Origin of the sequence: Hymenobacter jejuensis (assembly GCF_006337165.1) — a bacterium.
In the GTDB taxonomy this organism is placed as follows: domain Bacteria; phylum Bacteroidota; class Bacteroidia; order Cytophagales; family Hymenobacteraceae; genus Hymenobacter; species Hymenobacter jejuensis.
The window spans coordinates 4,561,840-4,580,790 of record NZ_CP040896.1; the positions used below are offsets into that span (position 1 = coordinate 4,561,840).

General features: G+C 56.8%; 15 protein-coding genes and 1 pseudogene. 2 read left to right on the forward strand and 14 right to left on the reverse strand.

Features of this window, described 5'->3' with window-relative positions:
* Positions 1-16: 16 nt before the first annotated feature.
* The 12 genes from trmB to holA form a co-directional block, all read right to left on the reverse strand.
* Complete coding sequence (gene trmB, locus FHG12_RS18750) at positions 17-679, reverse strand: tRNA (guanosine(46)-N7)-methyltransferase TrmB (RefSeq protein WP_139517247.1); 663 nt, start codon at positions 677-679, stop codon at positions 17-19.
* A gap of 8 nt (positions 680-687) precedes the next feature.
* Complete coding sequence (locus FHG12_RS18755) at positions 688-1,998, reverse strand: bifunctional folylpolyglutamate synthase/dihydrofolate synthase (protein WP_139517248.1); 1,311 nt, start codon at positions 1,996-1,998, stop codon at positions 688-690.
* A 139-nt stretch (positions 1,999-2,137) separates the two neighbouring features.
* Positions 2,138-3,028 carry a hypothetical protein gene (locus tag FHG12_RS18760; protein WP_139517249.1) on the reverse strand — a complete coding sequence of 297 codons (891 nt, stop codon included), beginning with the start codon at positions 3,026-3,028 and terminating at the stop codon, positions 2,138-2,140.
* A 106-nt stretch (positions 3,029-3,134) separates the two neighbouring features.
* A complete protein-coding gene (locus FHG12_RS18765) occupies positions 3,135-3,548 on the reverse strand; it encodes an ExbD/TolR family protein (protein WP_139517250.1) in 414 nt (137 codons plus the stop codon).
* Between the two features lie 15 nt (positions 3,549-3,563).
* The gene (locus tag FHG12_RS18770) at positions 3,564-4,271 is read right to left on the reverse strand and encodes a MotA/TolQ/ExbB proton channel family protein (RefSeq protein ID WP_139517251.1); all 708 of its coding nucleotides are present in this window, start codon (positions 4,269-4,271) and stop codon (positions 3,564-3,566) included.
* A 1-nt stretch (position 4,272) separates the two neighbouring features.
* Complete coding sequence (locus FHG12_RS18775; RefSeq protein WP_139517252.1) at positions 4,273-5,448, reverse strand: HU domain-containing protein; 1,176 nt, start codon at positions 5,446-5,448, stop codon at positions 4,273-4,275.
* A 169-nt stretch (positions 5,449-5,617) separates the two neighbouring features.
* A complete protein-coding gene (locus FHG12_RS18780; protein ID WP_139517253.1) occupies positions 5,618-7,363 on the reverse strand; it encodes a TonB-dependent receptor in 1,746 nt (581 codons plus the stop codon).
* Positions 7,364-7,440: 77 nt separating this feature from the next.
* Entirely contained in the window at positions 7,441-10,632 is a 3,192-nt protein-coding gene (locus tag FHG12_RS18785) for a tetratricopeptide repeat protein (protein WP_139517254.1), read from the reverse strand.
* A gap of 275 nt (positions 10,633-10,907) precedes the next feature.
* Positions 10,908-11,342 (reverse strand): BLUF domain-containing protein, encoded by a 435-nt coding sequence (locus tag FHG12_RS18790; protein ID WP_139517255.1) that lies wholly within the window; start codon positions 11,340-11,342, stop codon positions 10,908-10,910.
* A 231-nt stretch (positions 11,343-11,573) separates the two neighbouring features.
* A complete protein-coding gene (locus FHG12_RS18795) occupies positions 11,574-12,032 on the reverse strand; it encodes an RES family NAD+ phosphorylase (RefSeq protein WP_139517256.1) in 459 nt (152 codons plus the stop codon).
* Positions 12,033-12,035: 3 nt separating this feature from the next.
* Positions 12,036-12,446 (reverse strand): type II RES/Xre toxin-antitoxin system antitoxin, encoded by a 411-nt coding sequence (gene parS / locus FHG12_RS18800; protein WP_139517257.1) that lies wholly within the window; start codon positions 12,444-12,446, stop codon positions 12,036-12,038.
* A gap of 139 nt (positions 12,447-12,585) precedes the next feature.
* Entirely contained in the window at positions 12,586-13,635 is a 1,050-nt protein-coding gene (holA, locus tag FHG12_RS18805; protein ID WP_139517258.1) for a DNA polymerase III subunit delta, read from the reverse strand.
* Positions 13,636-13,828: 193 nt separating this feature from the next.
* On the opposite strand from holA, the gene tyrS reads away from it, so the two are divergent.
* A complete protein-coding gene (tyrS, locus tag FHG12_RS18810) occupies positions 13,829-15,127 on the forward strand; it encodes a tyrosine--tRNA ligase (RefSeq protein WP_394348457.1) in 1,299 nt (432 codons plus the stop codon).
* Between the two features lie 221 nt (positions 15,128-15,348).
* Here tyrS and FHG12_RS21365 read toward each other — a convergent pair.
* Together FHG12_RS21365 and FHG12_RS18820 are read right to left on the reverse strand one after the other, a co-directional pair.
* Positions 15,349-15,519 (reverse strand): annotated as a pseudogene (locus tag FHG12_RS21365) (histone H1); the annotation flags it as partial.
* A gap of 253 nt (positions 15,520-15,772) precedes the next feature.
* Positions 15,773-17,011, reverse strand: coding sequence for an aminotransferase class I/II-fold pyridoxal phosphate-dependent enzyme (locus tag FHG12_RS18820; RefSeq protein ID WP_139517261.1), 1,239 nt, complete (start codon positions 17,009-17,011; stop codon positions 15,773-15,775).
* A gap of 253 nt (positions 17,012-17,264) precedes the next feature.
* Between FHG12_RS18820 and accC the strand changes: the two genes are divergently transcribed.
* On the forward strand, positions 17,265-18,773 hold the full coding sequence (gene accC / locus FHG12_RS18825; protein WP_139517262.1) for an acetyl-CoA carboxylase biotin carboxylase subunit: 1,509 nt from the start codon (positions 17,265-17,267) through the stop codon (positions 18,771-18,773).
* The last annotated feature ends 178 nt before the right edge of the window (positions 18,774-18,951 follow it).

Consider the following 18,951-nt stretch of genomic DNA (forward strand, 5'->3'; position numbering starts at 1 on the left):
ACCGAAAGATAAGTTGCTAACTCAGAGTGAATTGCACATACTTAATCGGAATGCCTTCCCCGCGAAACCTACGCTCGTAGTGCGTCTGAATGTCTTCTGCGTGTGGCAGCAGTTCAGGAGTAGCGTAAAGATCCTTGGTGTGCGCTAACACATTGGCTCCTAACCGATTATTCACCACTTCTAGTGTGTAGTCGAACAAGGGCTCGTCGTCGGTTTTCAGATGCACCAGCCCACCGGGGCGCAGCACCTGTTGGTACAGGTCAAGAAAGCGCGGCGAGGTCAGGCGGCGCTTGGCGTCGCCGAGGCGCGGGCGCGGATCGGGAAACGTAATCCAGATTTCGCTTAGCTCGCCGGCCCCAAAATGATCGAGCAAAGCCTGGCCGCGCGTGCGCAGGAAGCCTACGTTTTGCAGCCCTAGTGCTTCCGCCCGGTTGCTGCCCTTCCAGATGCGGTCGCCTTTGATGTCCAACCCCAAAAAGCTACGCTCCGGGTAACGCGCCGCCAGCCCCACGGTGTACTCGCCTTTGCCGCAACCCATTTCGAGCGTAATCGGGTTTGAGGTGTGAAAAAAGTCTTCCTGCCAGCGTCCGCGCAGGTTTTCGTAAGTGTCTTTTCCGGGCTCGACAATGTCCGCGCGCTCGGCGTTATGCGCAAAGCGCTTCAATTTTACTCGACTCATGCTGGGTTTTACTCGGAATACAACTCTTCTACTTCAGCCACCACAAACGTACTGCCGCCAATGAACACGACGTCTTCGGCCGTAGCCGCGGCTCGCGCGGCCCTTACGGCTGCCATCACGGGTCCGTAGGCTGTGCCGTGCAACCCCACGGCGGCCGCCCGTTGGGCGAGTTCCGTGGCTGGCAACGCCCGCGGGATGTTGGCCTGACAAAAGTAATACATGGCTTCGGTGGGCAACAGCGTCAGCATTTTGGTCACGTCTTTGTCGTTGACCACGCCCAGCACGATGTGCAGTTGCTGCTTGGGTATGCGGCTCAATTGGGCCATCACCAGGCGCAGGCCCGCTTCGTTGTGACCCGTATCGCAAATTACCAAGGGGCGTTGCCCTAGCACCGTCCAGCGCCCGCGGAAACCTGTAAGCTTGCGTGTGTGCCGGAAGCCTTCCCGCACCGCCGTTTCCGGTATGCTAAAGCCTTGCTGACGCAACTCGTCCAGCACGGCCAACACGCCCGTCACGTTCAGCAGTTGGTATTCCCCAATCAGCGACAATTCCAGCTTTTCCAGATACTCCGTGCCACTGCGGCTGATGTTGAGAAGCTGGCTTGTGCTCTCCGGGCGCGTAGGTACGGCCAGTTCAACCTGGTACTGCTGGTCCGCAAACGTGAGGGGAGCCGCTGCTTCCCGGGCAACTTTCTCAAACACAGAAAGCACCTCTGGCTGGCTCTGGCTAACTATTGCAGGCACGCCCGGCTTGATAATTCCGGCCTTTTCAGCAGCAATCTCGGGCAGCGTATTGCCCAGCAGTGCCTGATGGTCGAAGCTGATGTTGGTGATCAGCGAAACCAGCGGCGTGATGATGTTTGTCGAATCCAATCGGCCACCCAAGCCGACTTCCACGATAGCAATATCTACCTGACTGTCAGCAAAGTAGCAATATGCCAAAGCCACACACATTTCGAAAAAGGAAGGCTCAATTTCGTCAAACAGCGGCCGCCATTTGGCTACCCAGTTAACCAGGTAGTCGGCGGGCAGTTCCTGCCCGTTCAACCGAATTCGCTCCGTGAATTCCCGCAAATGCGGCGACGTGTACAGCCCGACCCGATAACCAGCGGCTTGCAGCACTGCCGCCAACAAGTTGGAACTGCTGCCTTTGCCATTGGTACCCGCTACGTGCACGGCCCGAAAACGCCGCTCCGGATGCCCCATCGCGGCGACCAACGCTTCGGTATTGCCCAGCCCTTTTTTGAAGCCTGCCGCCCCTACTTTCTGGAACATCGGCAGTTGCTCGTAGAGGTATGTGAGCGTTTCGTTGTAAGTCATTTTTATAAGTATTTAATTGTCAATTAGTTATACAAAAGCAATTAATTGACTGTTCCTGGCCAGTAGGAAGTGGCTACAAAACAAAGCCGCCGGCCGGAGAAAACCGACCGACGGCCCATAGAAATCGAAACTGGAACTGCTAGCGGGTTTCGAATTTGAAGGTGATGTACCCCGTGGCACCCGTATTGCCAGACTGCGTGCGCTTGAACGAAGCCGTGCGGTTTATCTCGTCGATGCAGGCCTGCACTTGCGCTGGTGAGACGTTACCCCCTACTTTTTGCACGCTTTCTACTTCGCCGTCTTCATTGATTTTGACCCGGAAGCGTACGTAACCGTTCTCGTTGCCGATCATGGGTGGGCGCGGGCGCGTATCGAAGGCCCACCCGCTCATTTCTAAGCCGCCCGAACCGGGGCTGCTGCCGCTGCCACCGCTGCCAGGCTGGCCGTAAAGTGCTTTGGCATCCAGTGAGCCATTGGGGTTGCCTTGATCCCCGACGGCGCCGGCACGATCGCCGTTGTTGTTGCCGGTAGGCGTGTTGCTGGTGCCGTTAGAGCCATTGCCGCCCCCGTTGGCGCTGCCTTTGGGCGTGTAGAGCGTCCGGGGGCGCTCCACGGGCTTGGGAGGCGCAGGCGTTTCGGCCACCTCTTCTTTTGGCGGGGAAGGCGTCGTAACGGGTGGCACTTTTACCGGGCTCTCCTCGGCTTCACTGGTCACGATTTTCTCTTGGGAGGGCTGTTCGCGCACGGGCGTCGCTACCGGAGCCGGCCGGGGCTGCGGATCGGGATTTGAGGCTGGCGGGCGGCTGTCTTCGCGGTTTTTGGAAGCATTGGCGGGCGCCATGCTTTGGATGTCGCCCGAACCGGCTTCGTCCACGCCGTAGTTGAGTTCTACGCCGTCGCCCCCGAAAGTCAGGGGCGGATCGGGACCCTTGAAAACCGTAAAGAAAAAGATGGCCGCCAGCAGCGCATGAATCGCCACCGTTCCGATAATGGCCTCGCGGCGGCTTTCTTCGCGAAATTCAACTGCCATAAGTGAGCAACTGTAGAAACGCACGACGGCGCGGGAAAAACCGCGCCGCGAACGGATGAGTATTGAAATACAACGGAAACCCGCGCTTGCTTGTTCCGCGGGTAGTTTAGCCTTTACCCGCCGCCTGCTGCGATTGGGTTGCCATGACCATCTTGATTTTCAAGCGATTACCAATTTCCAGAATATCGACCAGCTTCTGCACATTCAGGCCGGCATCTACTCGCAGCACGACGGTAGGCGCTTCGAGGCCTGCCACGCGCTGACCCAAGGCCTGCTCCAACCCATCGGGTGCAACCGGCTGGCGATCAATGAAATACTTGCCCGCGGCGTCGACCGATACGTTGATGGTTTGCTTCATCACCGCCTTTCCCGACCGTGCGTTGGGCAGCATGAGCTTAATAACGTTGGGGTTGACCATCGTGCTCACAATCAGGAAGAACAACATCAGAAAGAACATGATGTCGTTCATGGAGCTCGTCTCGACGTGGGACGAAAGCTTGCGGCGGCGGCTGAGGTTCATGAGACTGACCGCTAATTAGTTATCCTGCAAAATATCCATGAACTCCACGGCTGAGTTTTCCATGCGTAGCACGATGTTCTCGACCATGATGCTGAGCCAGTGGTAACCGATGTGGGCCACGATACCCACAATTAGACCGGCCGCTGAAGTCACCATTTTGGTGTACAGACCGCCCGAAATCTGGGCGATGCCGAAGTCGCCGGTAGTGGAAATCGAGTAGAAGATTTTGATAACGCCGATAATGGTGCCCACGAAGCCCAGCATTGGGGCGATGCCGGCAATGATGCCCAGCACGCCAATGCCTTTTTCGAGGCGGGCAATCTCGATTTTACCCACGTTTTCTACGCTGGCCTCAATCTCTTGCAGTGGCAGACCAATGCGGCGAATGCCTTTTTCGACCATGCGGGCCAGCGGCGACGGGTTTTGTGCACACAGCATTTTGGCACCTTGTAAGTCGCCTTTCACCATCAGCCCTTTGATGCCCGACATGAACGAGTCGGGGTTGCCGGCGGCACGGCGAATGGTGAAATAGCGCTCCAGAATGATGTAAACCGAAACTGCGAAAAGCAGGAAGATGGGGAGCATAATCCAGCCCCCTTTCAGAATCAGATCAATGAGTGAGAGATCGGTGGTAGCAGCGGTGGGCAGACCTACCGCGGCAGCGGCAGTATCGGCGGGGGCAGTGGTGGCGGCAGTGGTAATCTGCAGCAGAAATGAGGTCATGCTAGTAATTGAGAACCCAGAGATCTTTTCCTAAGTGCGGACGCAGCTTATTGACTTGGTTGTAGGCAGTAGTTCGGTCCGGGAAATCGACGGCCGAAAGACGATATTGACGGCTGCCCGGTCCTGGCAGAATCACGCGCGCATCCCGATGCCCATGGTCTACCAACGCTTTCCGACCTACCAACGCATGCTTTAGCGAGGTATAAACGCCGGCGATAACGTAGTAACGTCCCGTTCGCGCTTTAATTGTTGGTTCTGCAGCAAGAGCAGCAGGTGCTACGGTCGGCTTGGCTAGTGCGGCGGCTGGGGCTACGGCTTTAGGTGCCGCAGCGGTTTTGGCTACCGACGCAGTCCCCTTAGCGGGTGCAGCTGGCTTTACAGGGCGGGCAGCAACAGTCGGTGTTTTAGCAACTTTTACTTCCGGCGCTACGGGGGCAGCTTCTTTGCTATCTGCGGCCCCGTCCGGGACGAACTCTTCGCTCCAACCGTTGTTGGCCAGCGTCGCTTGCTGACGGGCTACTTTCTCGGCAGGCGTTGCAACAGACTGAGCATGTGGCTGTAGAACACTGAGCTTCCAGTCGTTGGGCAAATAATCTGTTTGCCAGGCAAACATGTAGTTGGCCGTCAGTACTAATCCCGCAATGACAATGCCGGCGGCAATTTTGAAAGCGCGCATAGTGCGGCGCGAACGAGCCGCGGCCATCATCGGTGTGGCCGGCTTGCGGTCGCGGGCCAGCAGGGCATCGGTAGCGCGCACTGGCCGCGATACCAGTTCAGGCAACCCGTAGCTAGCTGGCAACAGATTTTGGGTGCCCGTATACTCAAACTCCAAACCACGGCCTACCGCCCGGCGGAAAACGCCGATGCCGGGCAATTCGGTGCGCTGGGTTGCCGTCAACTCCGCTTGCAAAGCGGCCACGGCATCGCGGATGAGCTGCCGGGCCTGCGCTGCTGGCACGTTCAGAGCCCGCACCATAGCATCGACCAGCAGGCCGTCGTTGCGCGTGAGCGACTGGTTGAAGGCCACGCGCTTAGCCGGCGGCGCCAGCGTATGCCGGACCGGGTGTACCTGCGCTGGGGCGTAATCGGCAATCAGGCCGCCGAAATCGGGAATGATGACGCAGTCGTGGTCCCGAAGCAGGGTTCGGATGTGGTCGGAGAGCTGCAAAGGCGTCAAAGGTTATGGTTTGCTTTGTTTTACAACCATCTGATTAGCAGAACAATACAAAAGACCTTTCAGCCGGCCAACTCCTTCTTTGCCAATCGAAAGAAAGGAGAATGGGCGGCCAAAAGGTCCTGCACGTGCACTACGAGGACAGCGGTTGTTGCATCAACGCAAACGGGTTCTAGAAATCGTATGTTACGCCCGCCAGCAGATTGATTCCTTTCACCGGATAGTTGAGGAAGCGCTCGTACTTGCGGCCCAGCAAATTGTTGCCTAAAGCAAATATTGACAGATTTTCCGAGAAACGATAATCTCCGCGCAGGTTTAGGTCGACAACAGAGTCGGTGGCGCGGGGCAGTTTGCGGTAGCCAACCAGCGCATCCTGGCGTTTGTAGGTTGAACCGTAGCTGGAACTGTAGGTGTATAACTCCGCGCCCAACAGCAACTTGCTGTACATGTTATACGTGGCAAACAACCCGGTTTGGAACGCTGGCCGGTGGTATGCCTTTTCGAGCGTGTGTACTTTGTAACCGTTGTAGTCGGCCTTGAAGCCGAGGCGAAATTGTTCGGTGGCGTTGTAGAGCGCCTCGCCGTGCACGTTCAGCAACTGCGTGGCTTTCTTGTCATACACCAAGTCGAACCGGGTCGAATCGCCGCGGAAGATGCCGTTGGTAATCGCGCCGGGCACTACTGCGCCGCCGTTGTTGTAGAAGTACAGATTGCGATCGTTGGATACCGTCACCTTCGCGTTGAGTTCCAGGGCCCGCACCGGCGTAGCGTTGAAACCAAAATAAAGCGTTGGCCCGCGGTGCGTATCTGCCACCCGCTGGTTGGGTCCGATCCACGGCATTTCGGTCGTCAGGTCGTACATCGTAACCCGCTGAATAGCACCGCCCAAGCCGGCAAATACCAAGAATTTATCCTCTGTGACGGTGTAGCCCAGTCGAATTGCGGGATAGACGTTGAACTGGCTGACATCATTGATGGTATCGCCCGAATAGCCCAAGGTCGCTCCGACCGATACGGCTAACCGATTCAGCGTCAGCTCGTAAGACGGCGTAATCTGCACAAAGGGCCGGCTGGTGGTCGCCGAGTCCTTGTAAGAAATGAATGACACATCGCCGTTTACAACCACGTGGCCCTTCTCGCTCATGTTGTAAGTAGAGCGCAACGAGGCGTTGAAGTTGTTTTCGCGGGCCTGAAACCGGTCTTTCCAGAAATTGAAGCCGACGCCAAAGTCGTATTGCAAAGCCGCGTCTTTGTCGCGGTTGCGGGCGTAAACCTTCACGGCGGCCCGCTGGAACACCTGCTTGATGCTGTCGGCTTCTGGCGGCAGACGCGGCACGTTGCGGTTGTAACCGTAGAAATTGTACCGTTCCCGGCCCAAGTCGAGTTTGGCACCCAAGGTCATCGGGCCGCTGTAGGTTTCGCCGTTGAGGCCAAGGCTGGTCTGGCTGCTACCGGAATTGGCCTTGTCAACAGAACCGCGCGTGGAGGACAAGTGGCTGAAATCCAAGCCGTAGGAAGCGGCATCGCTGCGTGTATTATGCAAATACGCTTTCCCGTACAGCGTGCCGTAATTACCCACGGCGCCCTTCACATAGTTGCCGGTCAGCGGCGAGAGTTCTTCCTGCTTAATCGTGAGCACGCGCACCGACGGGTTGAGGCGGTCGGCGGGCAGGCGAAAATCCGGAAACGTATAGCCAACGTTCTGCTTCTGCTTGGTCGGCGGCTCGATCTTGATCTTCTCGTAGTTGCGCGTGGCTTCGGGCAACTGATTGACCCGCTCCTTTACAATTTCGATTTCGGCATCTTCAATCTTACCGCCAGTTTTGGCCGGTGTCCGTTGGGCCCACGCAGATGCATGCGGCGCAACGGCGGCTAGTAGAGCGGCAAAAGCCAACGTTTGGGGGGAGCGAAACGTCATGTGGACTAGGTTAAGTTATTTGCAAGCACCACTTTATATGCATACAAATAACTATTTGATAATCAGATATTTACAAACTATGGCTCTACCGTCGTACTAGTAGAGTCAGCAGGCTGCGCGGGCGTGGGCACGAGAGAATTGCGGCCTGGCGCTTTCTTGCTGGTCGGAGCCGTGGTGGTACCCGGCTTCGAGGTAGTGGGCGTCTTGCCCGGCGCTGCTTTGCCAGGAGCCGCTGGCGCTGGCGTGGCGTCGGCGGGCAAAGCCGACAGGCGTTGCTTCGCTCCTTCGATGATTTCCGCCAGCGGGAATTTGTTGTCGATGATGGAGTTGAGCGTGGCCCGCGCCTGGAAGGTTTCGCCCTGCGCCGCGTAGATGTCGGCAATCAGCAAAAAGCCGCGGCCCTGCCAGAGCTCGTAGTTTGACGCGTTGGTTTTGTAGGCCGCATCCAAAGCTTCAGGGTATTTCTTTTGCTGATACAGCACGTCGGCGATCAGGTACTGCGCCTCCGCGCCGCTTTCGTCGGCAGCAGCGGCGGCGGTTGTCAGCTCGGGGATAGCCTGGTCGAGGTTGCCGGCTTTGTAGCTGGCTTTGCCCAGGTACAGCAACGCAGCGTTGCTGGCCGTTGGCGAAGCATTACCCTGCGCCCGCAGTTCCTCGGCCACACGGCGCGTGCCGACAAAGTCGCCGCTTTCATAGTAGCTCTTCATCAGCCCCAGGCCAGCATTGGCCACCTCGCGCTTGTTTTGCGAAACTTCCCGCAGGCGCGTGTAATACTTGGCAGCCTCCGCGTAGTTTTTGTTTTCAAACTCCAGATCGGCTACCCGACCCACGGCGCGGTTGACGAACTCACTTTTGCCCTCTTCTACCACGGCCCGCAGACGCGGCAACGCTTCCGTTTTGTTGTTGAGCTTCAGATACGAATCAGCCAGGAAATAGCGACCGTCAGCGGCCAGCGCATTGCTGGGGTATTGCTTCAGGTACGACTCCAGTCGCGGAATGGCCTGCTGGTACTTTTCGGCCAGGTACAGCGACTTGGCCGCCTCAAACTCCACGCTTTCGGTGGCGTTGCTGCTGGGGTTCTGCTGCTTGTACTGCGCCAGATATTGGTCAAATTCCTCGGTGCGGCCCAGCGCCGTCAGGCTTTCCTGAAGGCTGTAAAGCGCCGTATTGGCCGATTTGGTTTGCGGATACTGCGTCAGTACCTGCCGGTAATCGGCCACGGCTTTTTCGTGCTGGTTGAGGTTGGCATAGGCCACGCCCCGCTTCTGCAACGCCTGCGGAATCAGGGGGCTGTTCGGCCGGTTCTGAATCAGGCGGGTGAAGCCATCGACGGCAGGTTGGAAATTCCCGCTTTCAAAATCCAGCTGCGCTTGCTGGTAGACGGCATCGTCGGCGTAGCGCGAGTTGGGGTTAGTTTTCAGCAGCGTGCTCAGGTTGCGCGAAGCTTCGTCGCGCCGGCCCATTAGGCCCAGCGTCAGGCTTTTCTGATAGTAGGCGTAATCCTTGTCCTGCGCGTTGGCTTGAATGGCTTTGTCGTACAGATCCAGCGCCTGCTGGTAGTTTTTGGCCACGTAGTAGGTGTCGGCCAAGCGCAAGGTCACGTCGTAGTAGTTCGGATCGGTGGGCTTGGCCTGCGGATCGCTCAAATAAGCCTGAAACTGCGGCCGGGCGCGGTCATACTGCTTGGTGTTGTAATAGGCATACCCAAGGCCGTAGCGCGCGCGCTGGTCGAAATCCGCTTCGGCTGCCGAGCCCGAACGCGCCGTGCGGGCCGCGGCCGTATAGCTCTGAATGGCTTCGGGGTATTTCTGCCCAATGCTATATATCTCACCCTTAAGCACTTGCGCAGCAGCGCGCAACGCATCGTCCTGCGGGTATTTCAACGACTTGTCCAGCAAGGGCAGCGCTTCGTTGAAGCGGCCGTTGTTGTAAAGCGTGGCCGCCTGTAGGTACGACACCCGCTGGTAAGTAGCGTTGAGCTTGGAGCTGCGCTCGTCGAGGTTATCCAAGTAGTTGAGCGCCTGGGCGTAATCCGACGAATTCAGGAAACTTTCGCTCAGAATATCATCCACCACGGCCTGGTTTTTCGACCGCGGGAAGCGCTTACTGAAGTCCTTCAGCGAAGCCACTACCTCGGGCGCGTTGCCCAGCTCGTAGTTTACCTGCGCATACTTCACCGTGGCATTTTCGGTGATGTTCTTGTCGTAATTGGCTTTGCGCGCCGCATCGAAAGAGTTGAGCGCCAATTGTTTCTGGTTCGACTGCAAGTAGCTCAGGCCCAAATGGTAGGCGGCATTCTGCCCCAGCGAGTCGCGGCGGGCGGCTACGCCTTTCAGGCTGCCGATGGCCCCCTTGAAGTCGCCCATTTTGTAGTTGGCGTACCCAATTTTGTACTGGACTTCGGGGTCAATCTTCTTGCGGCCGGCCGCATACCGATCAAAGTATTCGGCGGCTTTTTTGAAATCCTGCTTCTGGTAGTACGCATCGCCCACGAGCAACTGAATCTCGTCGGCGCTCTGGGGCGGTGGCGTTTGGGCCAACGCTTTCGTACCGTAGCCGATGAGGCCGTCGAAGTCGCCCTCTTTGTAATAAATCTGGCTCATCACGGCCGGCACTACCGGGCGGTAGGCGTCGTTTTGCTCGGCTACGGCTAAGTCGCGCCGGGCGCCGGCATAGTCACCGGCGCGGTATGCGAGGTAGCCCGCGTAGTAGCTGCTGGCGAAGCGGTACTCGGTGCTGCCTTGCTTGGTGCGGTCGAACAGCAGCTTGGCTTTGTCGAATTCCTTCTGAGCGAAGTAGCTGTAAGCCAGCTTAAACTCCGATTCGGCCCGCTGCTCGCCGGTCAGGTTGTCGGCCCCTACGCGTTGCAGGTAATCAACGGCCCGCACATAGTCCTTCTTGTCAAAGTAAAACTTCCCGAGCTGAAAAAAGGCTTCGGGTGCCTTGGGATGCGCCGGGTGGTTGGCGGCAAAGGCCAGAATGCGATCCTCGGCGTCGGGGTGAAACAAGTAAAGGCCCGATACAGCGTAGTAATATTCCGCGTCGGTGGTATGGCTGGAGGGCAATTCGCCGCTGCGGCGCTGGGTGAGGTCGAGGTAGCGTTGGAACGACTGCTGGGCGGCGCCGTACTTGCCGCGGTCAAAAAGCTCAAGGCCTTCCTGAAAAAACCGTTGGTCGTTGGTAAATACCTGCGTTTGTTGCGCTTGGGCGGCCAGCGGCGCCGCGGCACTGAGCGTGGCGGCCAGCGCCATGCGGGGAATAAACTTCATTGCGGGGCGTTACGAGGTAAGGGAGCCGAAGGCCCGGGAATTGGCCAAAAGTAACGAAAAGTTCGGCGCAGCTTGCGCTGAAATCTGCTTTCCTTACCGGCTAAACGCCTTTTCAAGAAGATTTGGTATAGAAAGAGGGCTCACAACAGAGCGATTTTCGTCTGATTTGGCTTGCTGGTACTTAATTCAGGAATTGGCATTGTCACCGAAACCACGCTTTCTACTCTAGCTATCAGCATTTTGTACCGAATGATTATTCCAGCCTCTCGCCGTTGCTAGAGCCGCACCCCTTGCTCCACGTAAGGCGCGATCCGGGCCCCCAACGAGTGCGATCCGGTCGCAGTTTTCACTTCGTGCGCCGTTTCCGGCAGGCATTTGACCAGTTGAGCAAAGGCTGGGTACGTCAGTTGACGGCATGCCATGCTCCAGTGCGGAAATTCCCGGCGCGGGCGGGTACCGCGAACTACCAGCGTTACGTGGTGGTGGCGCGTATCGCGCTTAATGGACGCATACAACGACTCCACTTCCTCCTGCGCGCCCTCCAGGACCTGCGCAAAGTAGCCCTCTCCGTAGAACAGGATGCCGGTGATGTGGCGTTGGCTGTTGTGCGCCCGGGCCTGGGCTGCAAGGGCATGCAATTCAGGATTGGTGAAGGGTGCAAAAGCCACGCTGACGTAGATGAGTTGATAAAACATGGCCTTTCCAAGCACAACAGGTAGTGATCTCCAAAACAAGCTGGGCCGTGCTTGGCGTAAGAGAAGATACAACTTCTGGCGCACTTGCGACGGCTATGCACCGATGCGCCGGCTTTGTGGCACACGCTAAATCGCACGTACCGTTCAGCTGCTCGGAACACAGAAATGAACTCTATCGGCGAAATACCTCAAATTACACCTGTCCGTATAATTACATAAGTATTTGATTATAAATTACTTATGTAATTATAAATCATCTGATTTAATGCGAGCATCAAAGCTAAATTCTTCCTGCGCCAAGATGCGTATTCGCTTAAAATCGGGGTGGCGGGTGTTGAGGATAAAATTCGATTCTTGGGGAACAATCGACGACGGCACCCGCAGCACGGTCGACGAGCGGCGCTCGTACCATGCGTCGCCCAGCGGCTGGCACACGGCATAGCGGCTGGCTTTCTCCCAGCCTGCCGGCAACTGATCCGGGGTTATTTCTTCGATAGCGACGTCTTCGGGCACGTCGATGACCAGCACCCGAAACTGGCCGTTCAGACCTTCGCCGCTTCGGTGCACTACGTTTTCCAGGCAGGCCAGCGCCCGCGAGGCCGCAGCATAGATCACAAACTTGTCTTGCGTATTCCAGCGCGCCCGCCGCCCCGATGCAAACAGATCGTCGGCGTACTTGGCCAGGCAGATGCGGTAAATTTGCATGCGCTACGCCAGGTCGCCGTACGCGATGCGCGTTAGCTCTTCCTCCACCAGATCGATGCCGCCGCTGGTTTCGAGCAGCCGCAGGGGCACTTCGTTGTCGAGGCCATACGCCGGCTTGCCCAGCCACCGCAAAAACGCCGCGGCATCGCCAAATACCTCGGTACCAAGCGTATAGAGCGAAATTATTTTCAGCGTTTTCTCGCTACTGGAGGCGTTCAGGTTCTTTTTTTCCTGCGAATACGTGCGCAGCGTTTTGGTCGAAAGCTCATAAATCGCCTCCAATTCGCTGGCCTGTAGCTGAAACGCCTCCGCGACTTCAAACGCCGTAGCGGCCGGAATGCCTTTGCGCGCCGCCATTACCAAAGCAAACGAATCCTGCCCGGCCTGGCTCCAGGCCTCCCATTTCTTCCGCATCGCAGTGGGCAGGGCGGAAGGGCTTTTTGGTTTTGCTGCGGCAAAGGCCATACAACTTGAATTTTGCGAGATGAAACCTACGGAAATTTTTCCAAGTAACGTAGAAAAATTTCCGTAGGTTTCATTTTATCCCCTCCTCCTACGCCAGCACGCTCAGCGGCACTGGGTGCAAGATCAGAAAAACCAACTCCCGCAGGATTTCTCCTTCCGTCATCGAGCCCGATTCAATGCCTTTACTCTGTAAATCCGCTCGCCGGATCAGGTGAATGATATCGCGGGTGCGGGGAAAATTATACACGCGCAGCGCTTGCTGGTATTCCTTTTGGGCGAAGCTGTTGTTGATGCCCAGTTTCTTGAAATCGGCATCCGAAGGATTGGGCGCTTGGTGTAACACCAACAGTTTGGTAAAAAAGCCGAAGAGCAGCGTCAGGTTCGGGATGAGCGGGTTGGCCTTGGGGTTGGCTTCGAAGTACTGCAAAATACGGTTGGCCTTCAGCACATCGCGCTGTACTAGCACCTTTTGCAACTCAAAGATGTTGTACTCTTTGCTGATGCCCACCATCTTCTGCACCAAGTCTTCGTCGATGGGCTGGCCGGGCGCCACGTTGAGCAGCAACTTATCGACCTCGTTGGTCAGCCGGCTCAAATCGGCGCCGATGTACTCCGAAAGCATGGCCGTGGCTTGCCCCGTAATCTGCTGTTGCTTCGAGCGCACGTAGGCCGTCAGCCAGCCCGGCACCTGGTTGTCGTAGAGCTTTTTGCTGGTGAGCAGCGCGGCCTTCTCCCCCATTAGTTTGCCCAGCTTTTTGCGCGCGTCCAGCGTTTTGTGCTTGTAGCAAAACACGAGTACGGTGCTCTGAAGCGGGTTTTTCAGGTAAGCTTCCAGAAAAGGAAAAGCTTTCTCGCTTTCCAGGTCGGCGATGGCCTGCGCCTCTTTCACGATCACAACGGAGCGTTCGGCCATCATCGGGAAGCGGCGGGCCTGCCCCAGCACGGTGGCCGCATCGGTGTCCTTGCCGTAGAGTACCACTTGGTTGAAGCCGCGCTCGTGCTCCGGCATTACATTTTGCTCTAAGATATTGGCAATCAGGTCGATATAATACGGCTCTTCACCCTGCAAAAAGTAAATAGGCTGAAATTGCCGTTGGCGCAATTGCTGCAGAATCTCGTCGGGACTGTACTGGGGCACTGCTTGCTGAATTTAGGAAGTGGAAAGGCTGCGGGCGGGGTTGCACAGACTAAGCAGCCGTAGCGCAAAGGTACCGCATCCGCCGCTTACCTTTGTGCTGTGCAAAGCGCCTCCGCTGCTTTGCGCATTCAGGATTTAAAATTCATAATTCAGAATTCCCTTGGCTTTACTCGACGAACTCCGCTGGCGCGGAATGCTGCACGATGCCATGCCCGGCACGGCTGAGCATCTGGCTGCTAACCAGCCCATTACCGGCTACATCGGCTTCGACCCCACCGCAGCTTCCCTGCATATTGGCAATCTGGCCACGATCATGCTGCTGGTGCATCTGCAACGGGCCGGCCACCGGCCGGTGGCGCTTGTGGGCGGCGCGACGGGCATGATCGGTGATCCGTCGGGCAAATCGTCGGAGCGCAACTTGCTGGACGAAGAAACGTTGCGCCGCAACCAAGACGGCATTCGGCAGCAATTGGAGAAGTTTCTGGACTTCACGCCCGGTCCGACGGCGGCCGTGGTCGTGAACAATTACGACTGGTTTAAAGAGTTCGGCTTTCTGCAATTCCTGCGCGATGTAGGCAAGCACCTGACCGTCAACTACATGATGGCCAAAGACTCTGTGAAGCGCCGCCTAGGCACTGCCGATAACGACGGCAGCGACGCGCCGGAGCAACGCGCGGAAGGGCTGTCGTTTACCGAATTCAGCTATCAGCTGCTGCAAGGCTACGATTTTCTGCACCTATACAAAACGCTCAACTGCACGCTGCAAATGGGCGGCTCCGATCAGTGGGGCAACATCACCACCGGCACCGAGCTGATCCGCCGGCTGGCGGGCAGCGAGGCCAAGGCCTACGCGCTCACATGCCCGCTGGTCACGAAGGCCGACGGCTCGAAATTCGGGAAATCGGAAAGCGGCAACGTGTGGCTATCGCCGGAGTTAACTTCGCCTTATCAGTTCTACCAATTCTGGCTGAATGCCACCGACGCCGATGCCCCGCGCCTGATTCGGGTGTTTACGCTGCTTTCGGAAGACGAAATTACTGCCCTCGAAACCGAGCACGCCCAGGCTCCGCACCTGCGCACCTTGCAAAAGGCGCTGGCCAAGGACGTAACCACGCGCGTACACTCGGCCGCCGAGTACGAGGCTTCGGTGGCGGCTTCCGAGATCCTGTTCGGCAAAGGCGATCTGGCCACGCTGCAAAGCCTAGACGAGAAAACGCTGCTTTCCGTTTTTGAAGGCGTACCGCAATTGCAGGTAACCCGCGCCCAAGCAGCCTCGCTGACCGCCGCCGACCTACTAAGCGAAGTGACTGATTATCAAATATTTAGCTCCAAGGGCGAAGCAAAGAAGATGATTCAGGGCGGCGGGGTAAGCCTCAACCGCCAGAAAGTATCCGGCGCCGACCAGCAAGTCGGAGAATTGCCGCTCGTGCTGGATAAGTACTTGGTAGCGCAAAAAGGCAAGAAGAATTACTACCTCATTGCCCTAACCTAAGGCGTTAATAACTGCAACTAAAAAGGGAGCCCGCAAGCGGGCTCCCTTTTCGTTTGTAATACAAAATGCAGCGTTGAGGCTGCATCTGATTACTTTTTCTTGGCTGTGCCAGTAGCTTTCTTGGCACCGCCAGCAGCAGCACCGGCCGCTTTCTTGGCACCACCAGCAGCACCGGCCGCTTTCTTGGTACCGCTAGCAGCCGCAGGAGCAGCGCCACCAGCCGTATTTTTCATGTCCTGCACTTCCGTACGGATTTGCTGGGCCATGTTTTTCAACTCCTGCATGCCTTTGCGCACGCGAGTGCCGGCGGCCGAGTTGTTCTTGTCGTAGAACTTTTCGAAGTCACCTTCCAGCGACATTACGAGGTCCTTCAATTTGCCAAAATTACTCATTTTAGAGGGGTTTGTTTGGTGTGGAACAATGTGTTTGACCGGCTCTAATATACAGGGATTTCAAATACAAGCAATAGTTCAACTTTTTTTTCAAAAGCCCTTTCTGCGCTATTACGGGCAGTTTTTTGGCTAATTATTGCCTTCGCCTCTAGTTGCACCAGCCCACCTCATATAGCTAAAGTACAAAAACAAAACGCCGAAAGCATCTTTTGCTACCGGCGTCTGGTAAGAGAAGATCCGTAATAGGCGGCGTTTAGGCCGGAACCTGCGTTTTTGAGTACAAGCCCTTATCCAGCTTTTCAGCTACGGTCTCGAAAGCCACGATAGTTTCGCGTACGTCCTCGAGCGTGTGCGACGCCGTCGGGATCAAACGCAGCATAATCACGCCCTTCGGCACGACCGGATAAACCACGATTGAGCAGAAAATACCGTGATTCTCGCGCAAATCGAAGGTTATTTGGGTAGCATCGGGAATTTCGCCGTTGAGGAAAACCGGTGTCACAGGCGACTCGGTTGTCCCGATATTGAAGCCTTTTTCGCGCAGGCCACTTTGCAGGGCGCGCACCACCGTCCAGAGGTTTTCTTTCAATTCCGGCTTGGTACGCAGGAGCTCCAAACGCTTCAAAGCACCCACTACAAGCGGCATAGGCAGCGATTTTGCGAAAATTTGGCTACGCATATTGTAACGCAAATATTCAATTACGCTCTCGGGTCCGCCGACGAAGGCGCCGATGCTTGCCATCGACTTGGCAAACGTCGAAAAATATAGGTCAATGCCGTCCTGAACGCCTTGTTCTTCGCCCGTTCCGGCGCCTGTAGCACCCATTGTACCGAAGCCGTGGGCGTCGTCAACGAACAAGCGGAACTCGTATTTTTCCTTCAGCGCGATCACGCCTTTTAGGTTGCCCATGTTGCCCGACATGCCAAACACTCCCTCCGTAATCACGAGGATGCCGCCACCGGTTTCGTCGGTCATGCGCTTGGCGCGCTGCAACTGCTTTTCGAGGCTCTCCATGTCGTTGTGCGGATACACAAAGCGCTTGCCCTGGTGCAACCGTACGCCGTCGATGATGCAGGCGTGCGACTCGGCATCGTACACGATCACGTCATGACGATTCACGAGCGCGTCGATGATGGATACCACGCCCTGGTAACCGAAGTTGAGCAGCAGCACATCCGGCTTCTTGATGAAATCGGCCAGCTCGGCTTCCAGTTGTTCGTGCAGGTTCGAGTTACCCGACATAATCCGGGCGCCCATCGGCATGGCCATGCCCCATTCGGCCGCCGCTTCGGCATCGGCCTTGCGCACTTCGGGGTGGTTGGCCAGCCCCAAATAGTTGTTCAGGCTCCAGGTGAGTACCTCTTTGCCACGAAAAATCATGCGGGGCTTAATCTCGCCTTCCAGCTTAGGGAAAGTAAAGTAGCCGTGTGCGTAGTGCGAGTGGCTGCCCAGCGGGCCGCGGTTAGAGGCAATCTTCTCGAAAAGATCCACGGGGGAATGATTTAAGTGTTGAAGAAACAGGCGGTTATGCAGCTGGCACACCCTCCCTATGATGCTAAAGTTACAGGAAACCGCAAAAGTACGCCCTCATGGCTTGGCTTCCAACTTATTCGGCTTGCCGTATAAAACATCCGCAGTGCTTTTGGGAGCCGTTAGAATGGCGTTTCTTTGGGTAAATATCCGGGGTCGATCGGCAAAAAAATTCCCTGCAAACCACCGACTGGCGCCCGCCAACCCACCACCCATGAAGAAAATCCGGAAATTGCTGGTCGCTAACCGCGGCGAAATTGCGTTGCGCGTGCTGCGTTCGGCCCGCGAGATGGGCCTTGAAACCGTCGCGATCTTCAGCGAAGCCGACCGCAATGCCTTGCACGTGCGCTACGCCGACGAAGCCGTCTGCGTCGGCGGACCCCAATCGAGCGAAAGTTACCTACGTGGCGACGTGATCCTGGACGTGTGCCGCCGCCTCGGCGTCGATGCCATTCACCCTGGCTACGGCTTCCTGTCCGAAAATGCCGGCTTTGCGCGCATGGTAAAAGAGGCCGGTTTGATCTTCGTCGGCCCGTCGCCCGAAGCTATGGAGCTGATGGGCTCGAAGCTGGCGGCCAAAGCAGCCGTGGCCAACTACAATATTCCGCTGGTGCCCGGCACCGAAGAAGCCATCACCGATGTGGCGGCGGCCAAGCGCATTGCGGGCGAGGTCGGTTTTCCCATCCTGATTAAAGCTTCCGCGGGCGGCGGCGGCAAAGGCATGCGGATCGTCAACCGCCAAGAGGAATTTGAGGAACAAATGCAACTAGCTGTATCAGAAGCAGTTAGTGCATTCGGCGATGGATCCGTATTTATAGAGAAATACATCGGCTCGCCGCGCCACATCGAGATTCAGGTGTTGGGCGACGAGCACGGCAATATCGTGCATTTATTTGAGCGCGAGTGCTCGATTCAGCGTCGCCACCAGAAGGTAATCGAAGAAGCTCCGTCGTCGGTGCTCACGCCGGAGTTGCGCGAAGCCATGGGCCGCTGCGCCGTGGACGTGGCCCGCGCTTGCAACTACACCGGAGCCGGCACGGTCGAGTTCCTGCTCGACGAAAACAAGAATTTTTACTTCCTGGAGATGAACACGCGCCTCCAGGTAGAACACCCTGTAACGGAGCAAATTACGGGTCTTGACCTCGTAAAAGAGCAAATCAAGGTGGCACAGGGCGAGCCGCTTTCCTTTGCGCAGGAGGATTTGGCCATCAACGGCCATGCCCTAGAATTGCGCGTGTACGCCGAAGATCCGCAGAACAACTTCCTGCCCGACATCGGTACGCTCACGACTTACGTGCGACCGCAAGGCCCCGGCGTGCGCGTCGACGACGGCTTTGAGCAAGGCATGGACATTCCAATCTATTACGACCCGATGATTGCCAAGCTCGTCACCTTCGGCAAAGACCGCACGGAGGCCATCGAGCGCATGCTCCGCGCCATCGACGAGTACCAGATCACCGGCATCGAAACCACGCTGCCCTTCGGCCGCTACGTGCTCCAGCACCCGGCCTTCGTAAGCGGCAACTTCGACACCAATTTCATCCGCGACCACTTCACCCCCGCCGACCTCGCTCCTGCGCCCCTGGATGAAGCCACCGGCAAACTGGTCGCGGTCCTCGGCGCCATGCTACTGGAAACGAAAAAGCCCCCGGTAGCGTCCGCTACAACTGAATCGGTTGCGCCGGAGTCAAAGTGGCGACGCAACCGATTGGGAACGAGATAAAGACCCTTTAATGAAAAAGCCCGGCCTTAAGGCCGGGCTTTTTGCTTGTGGCACCTGCTTGTTCATCAAGTAGTAATTGTGCTTGGTTCATCCAACGAATGGCTTACAGTTGTGCGGGCTTTTCTTAGGATAAACCAAGCACAATTGGAGACAGCTTGGTGTATGTCCAGCAATGAAG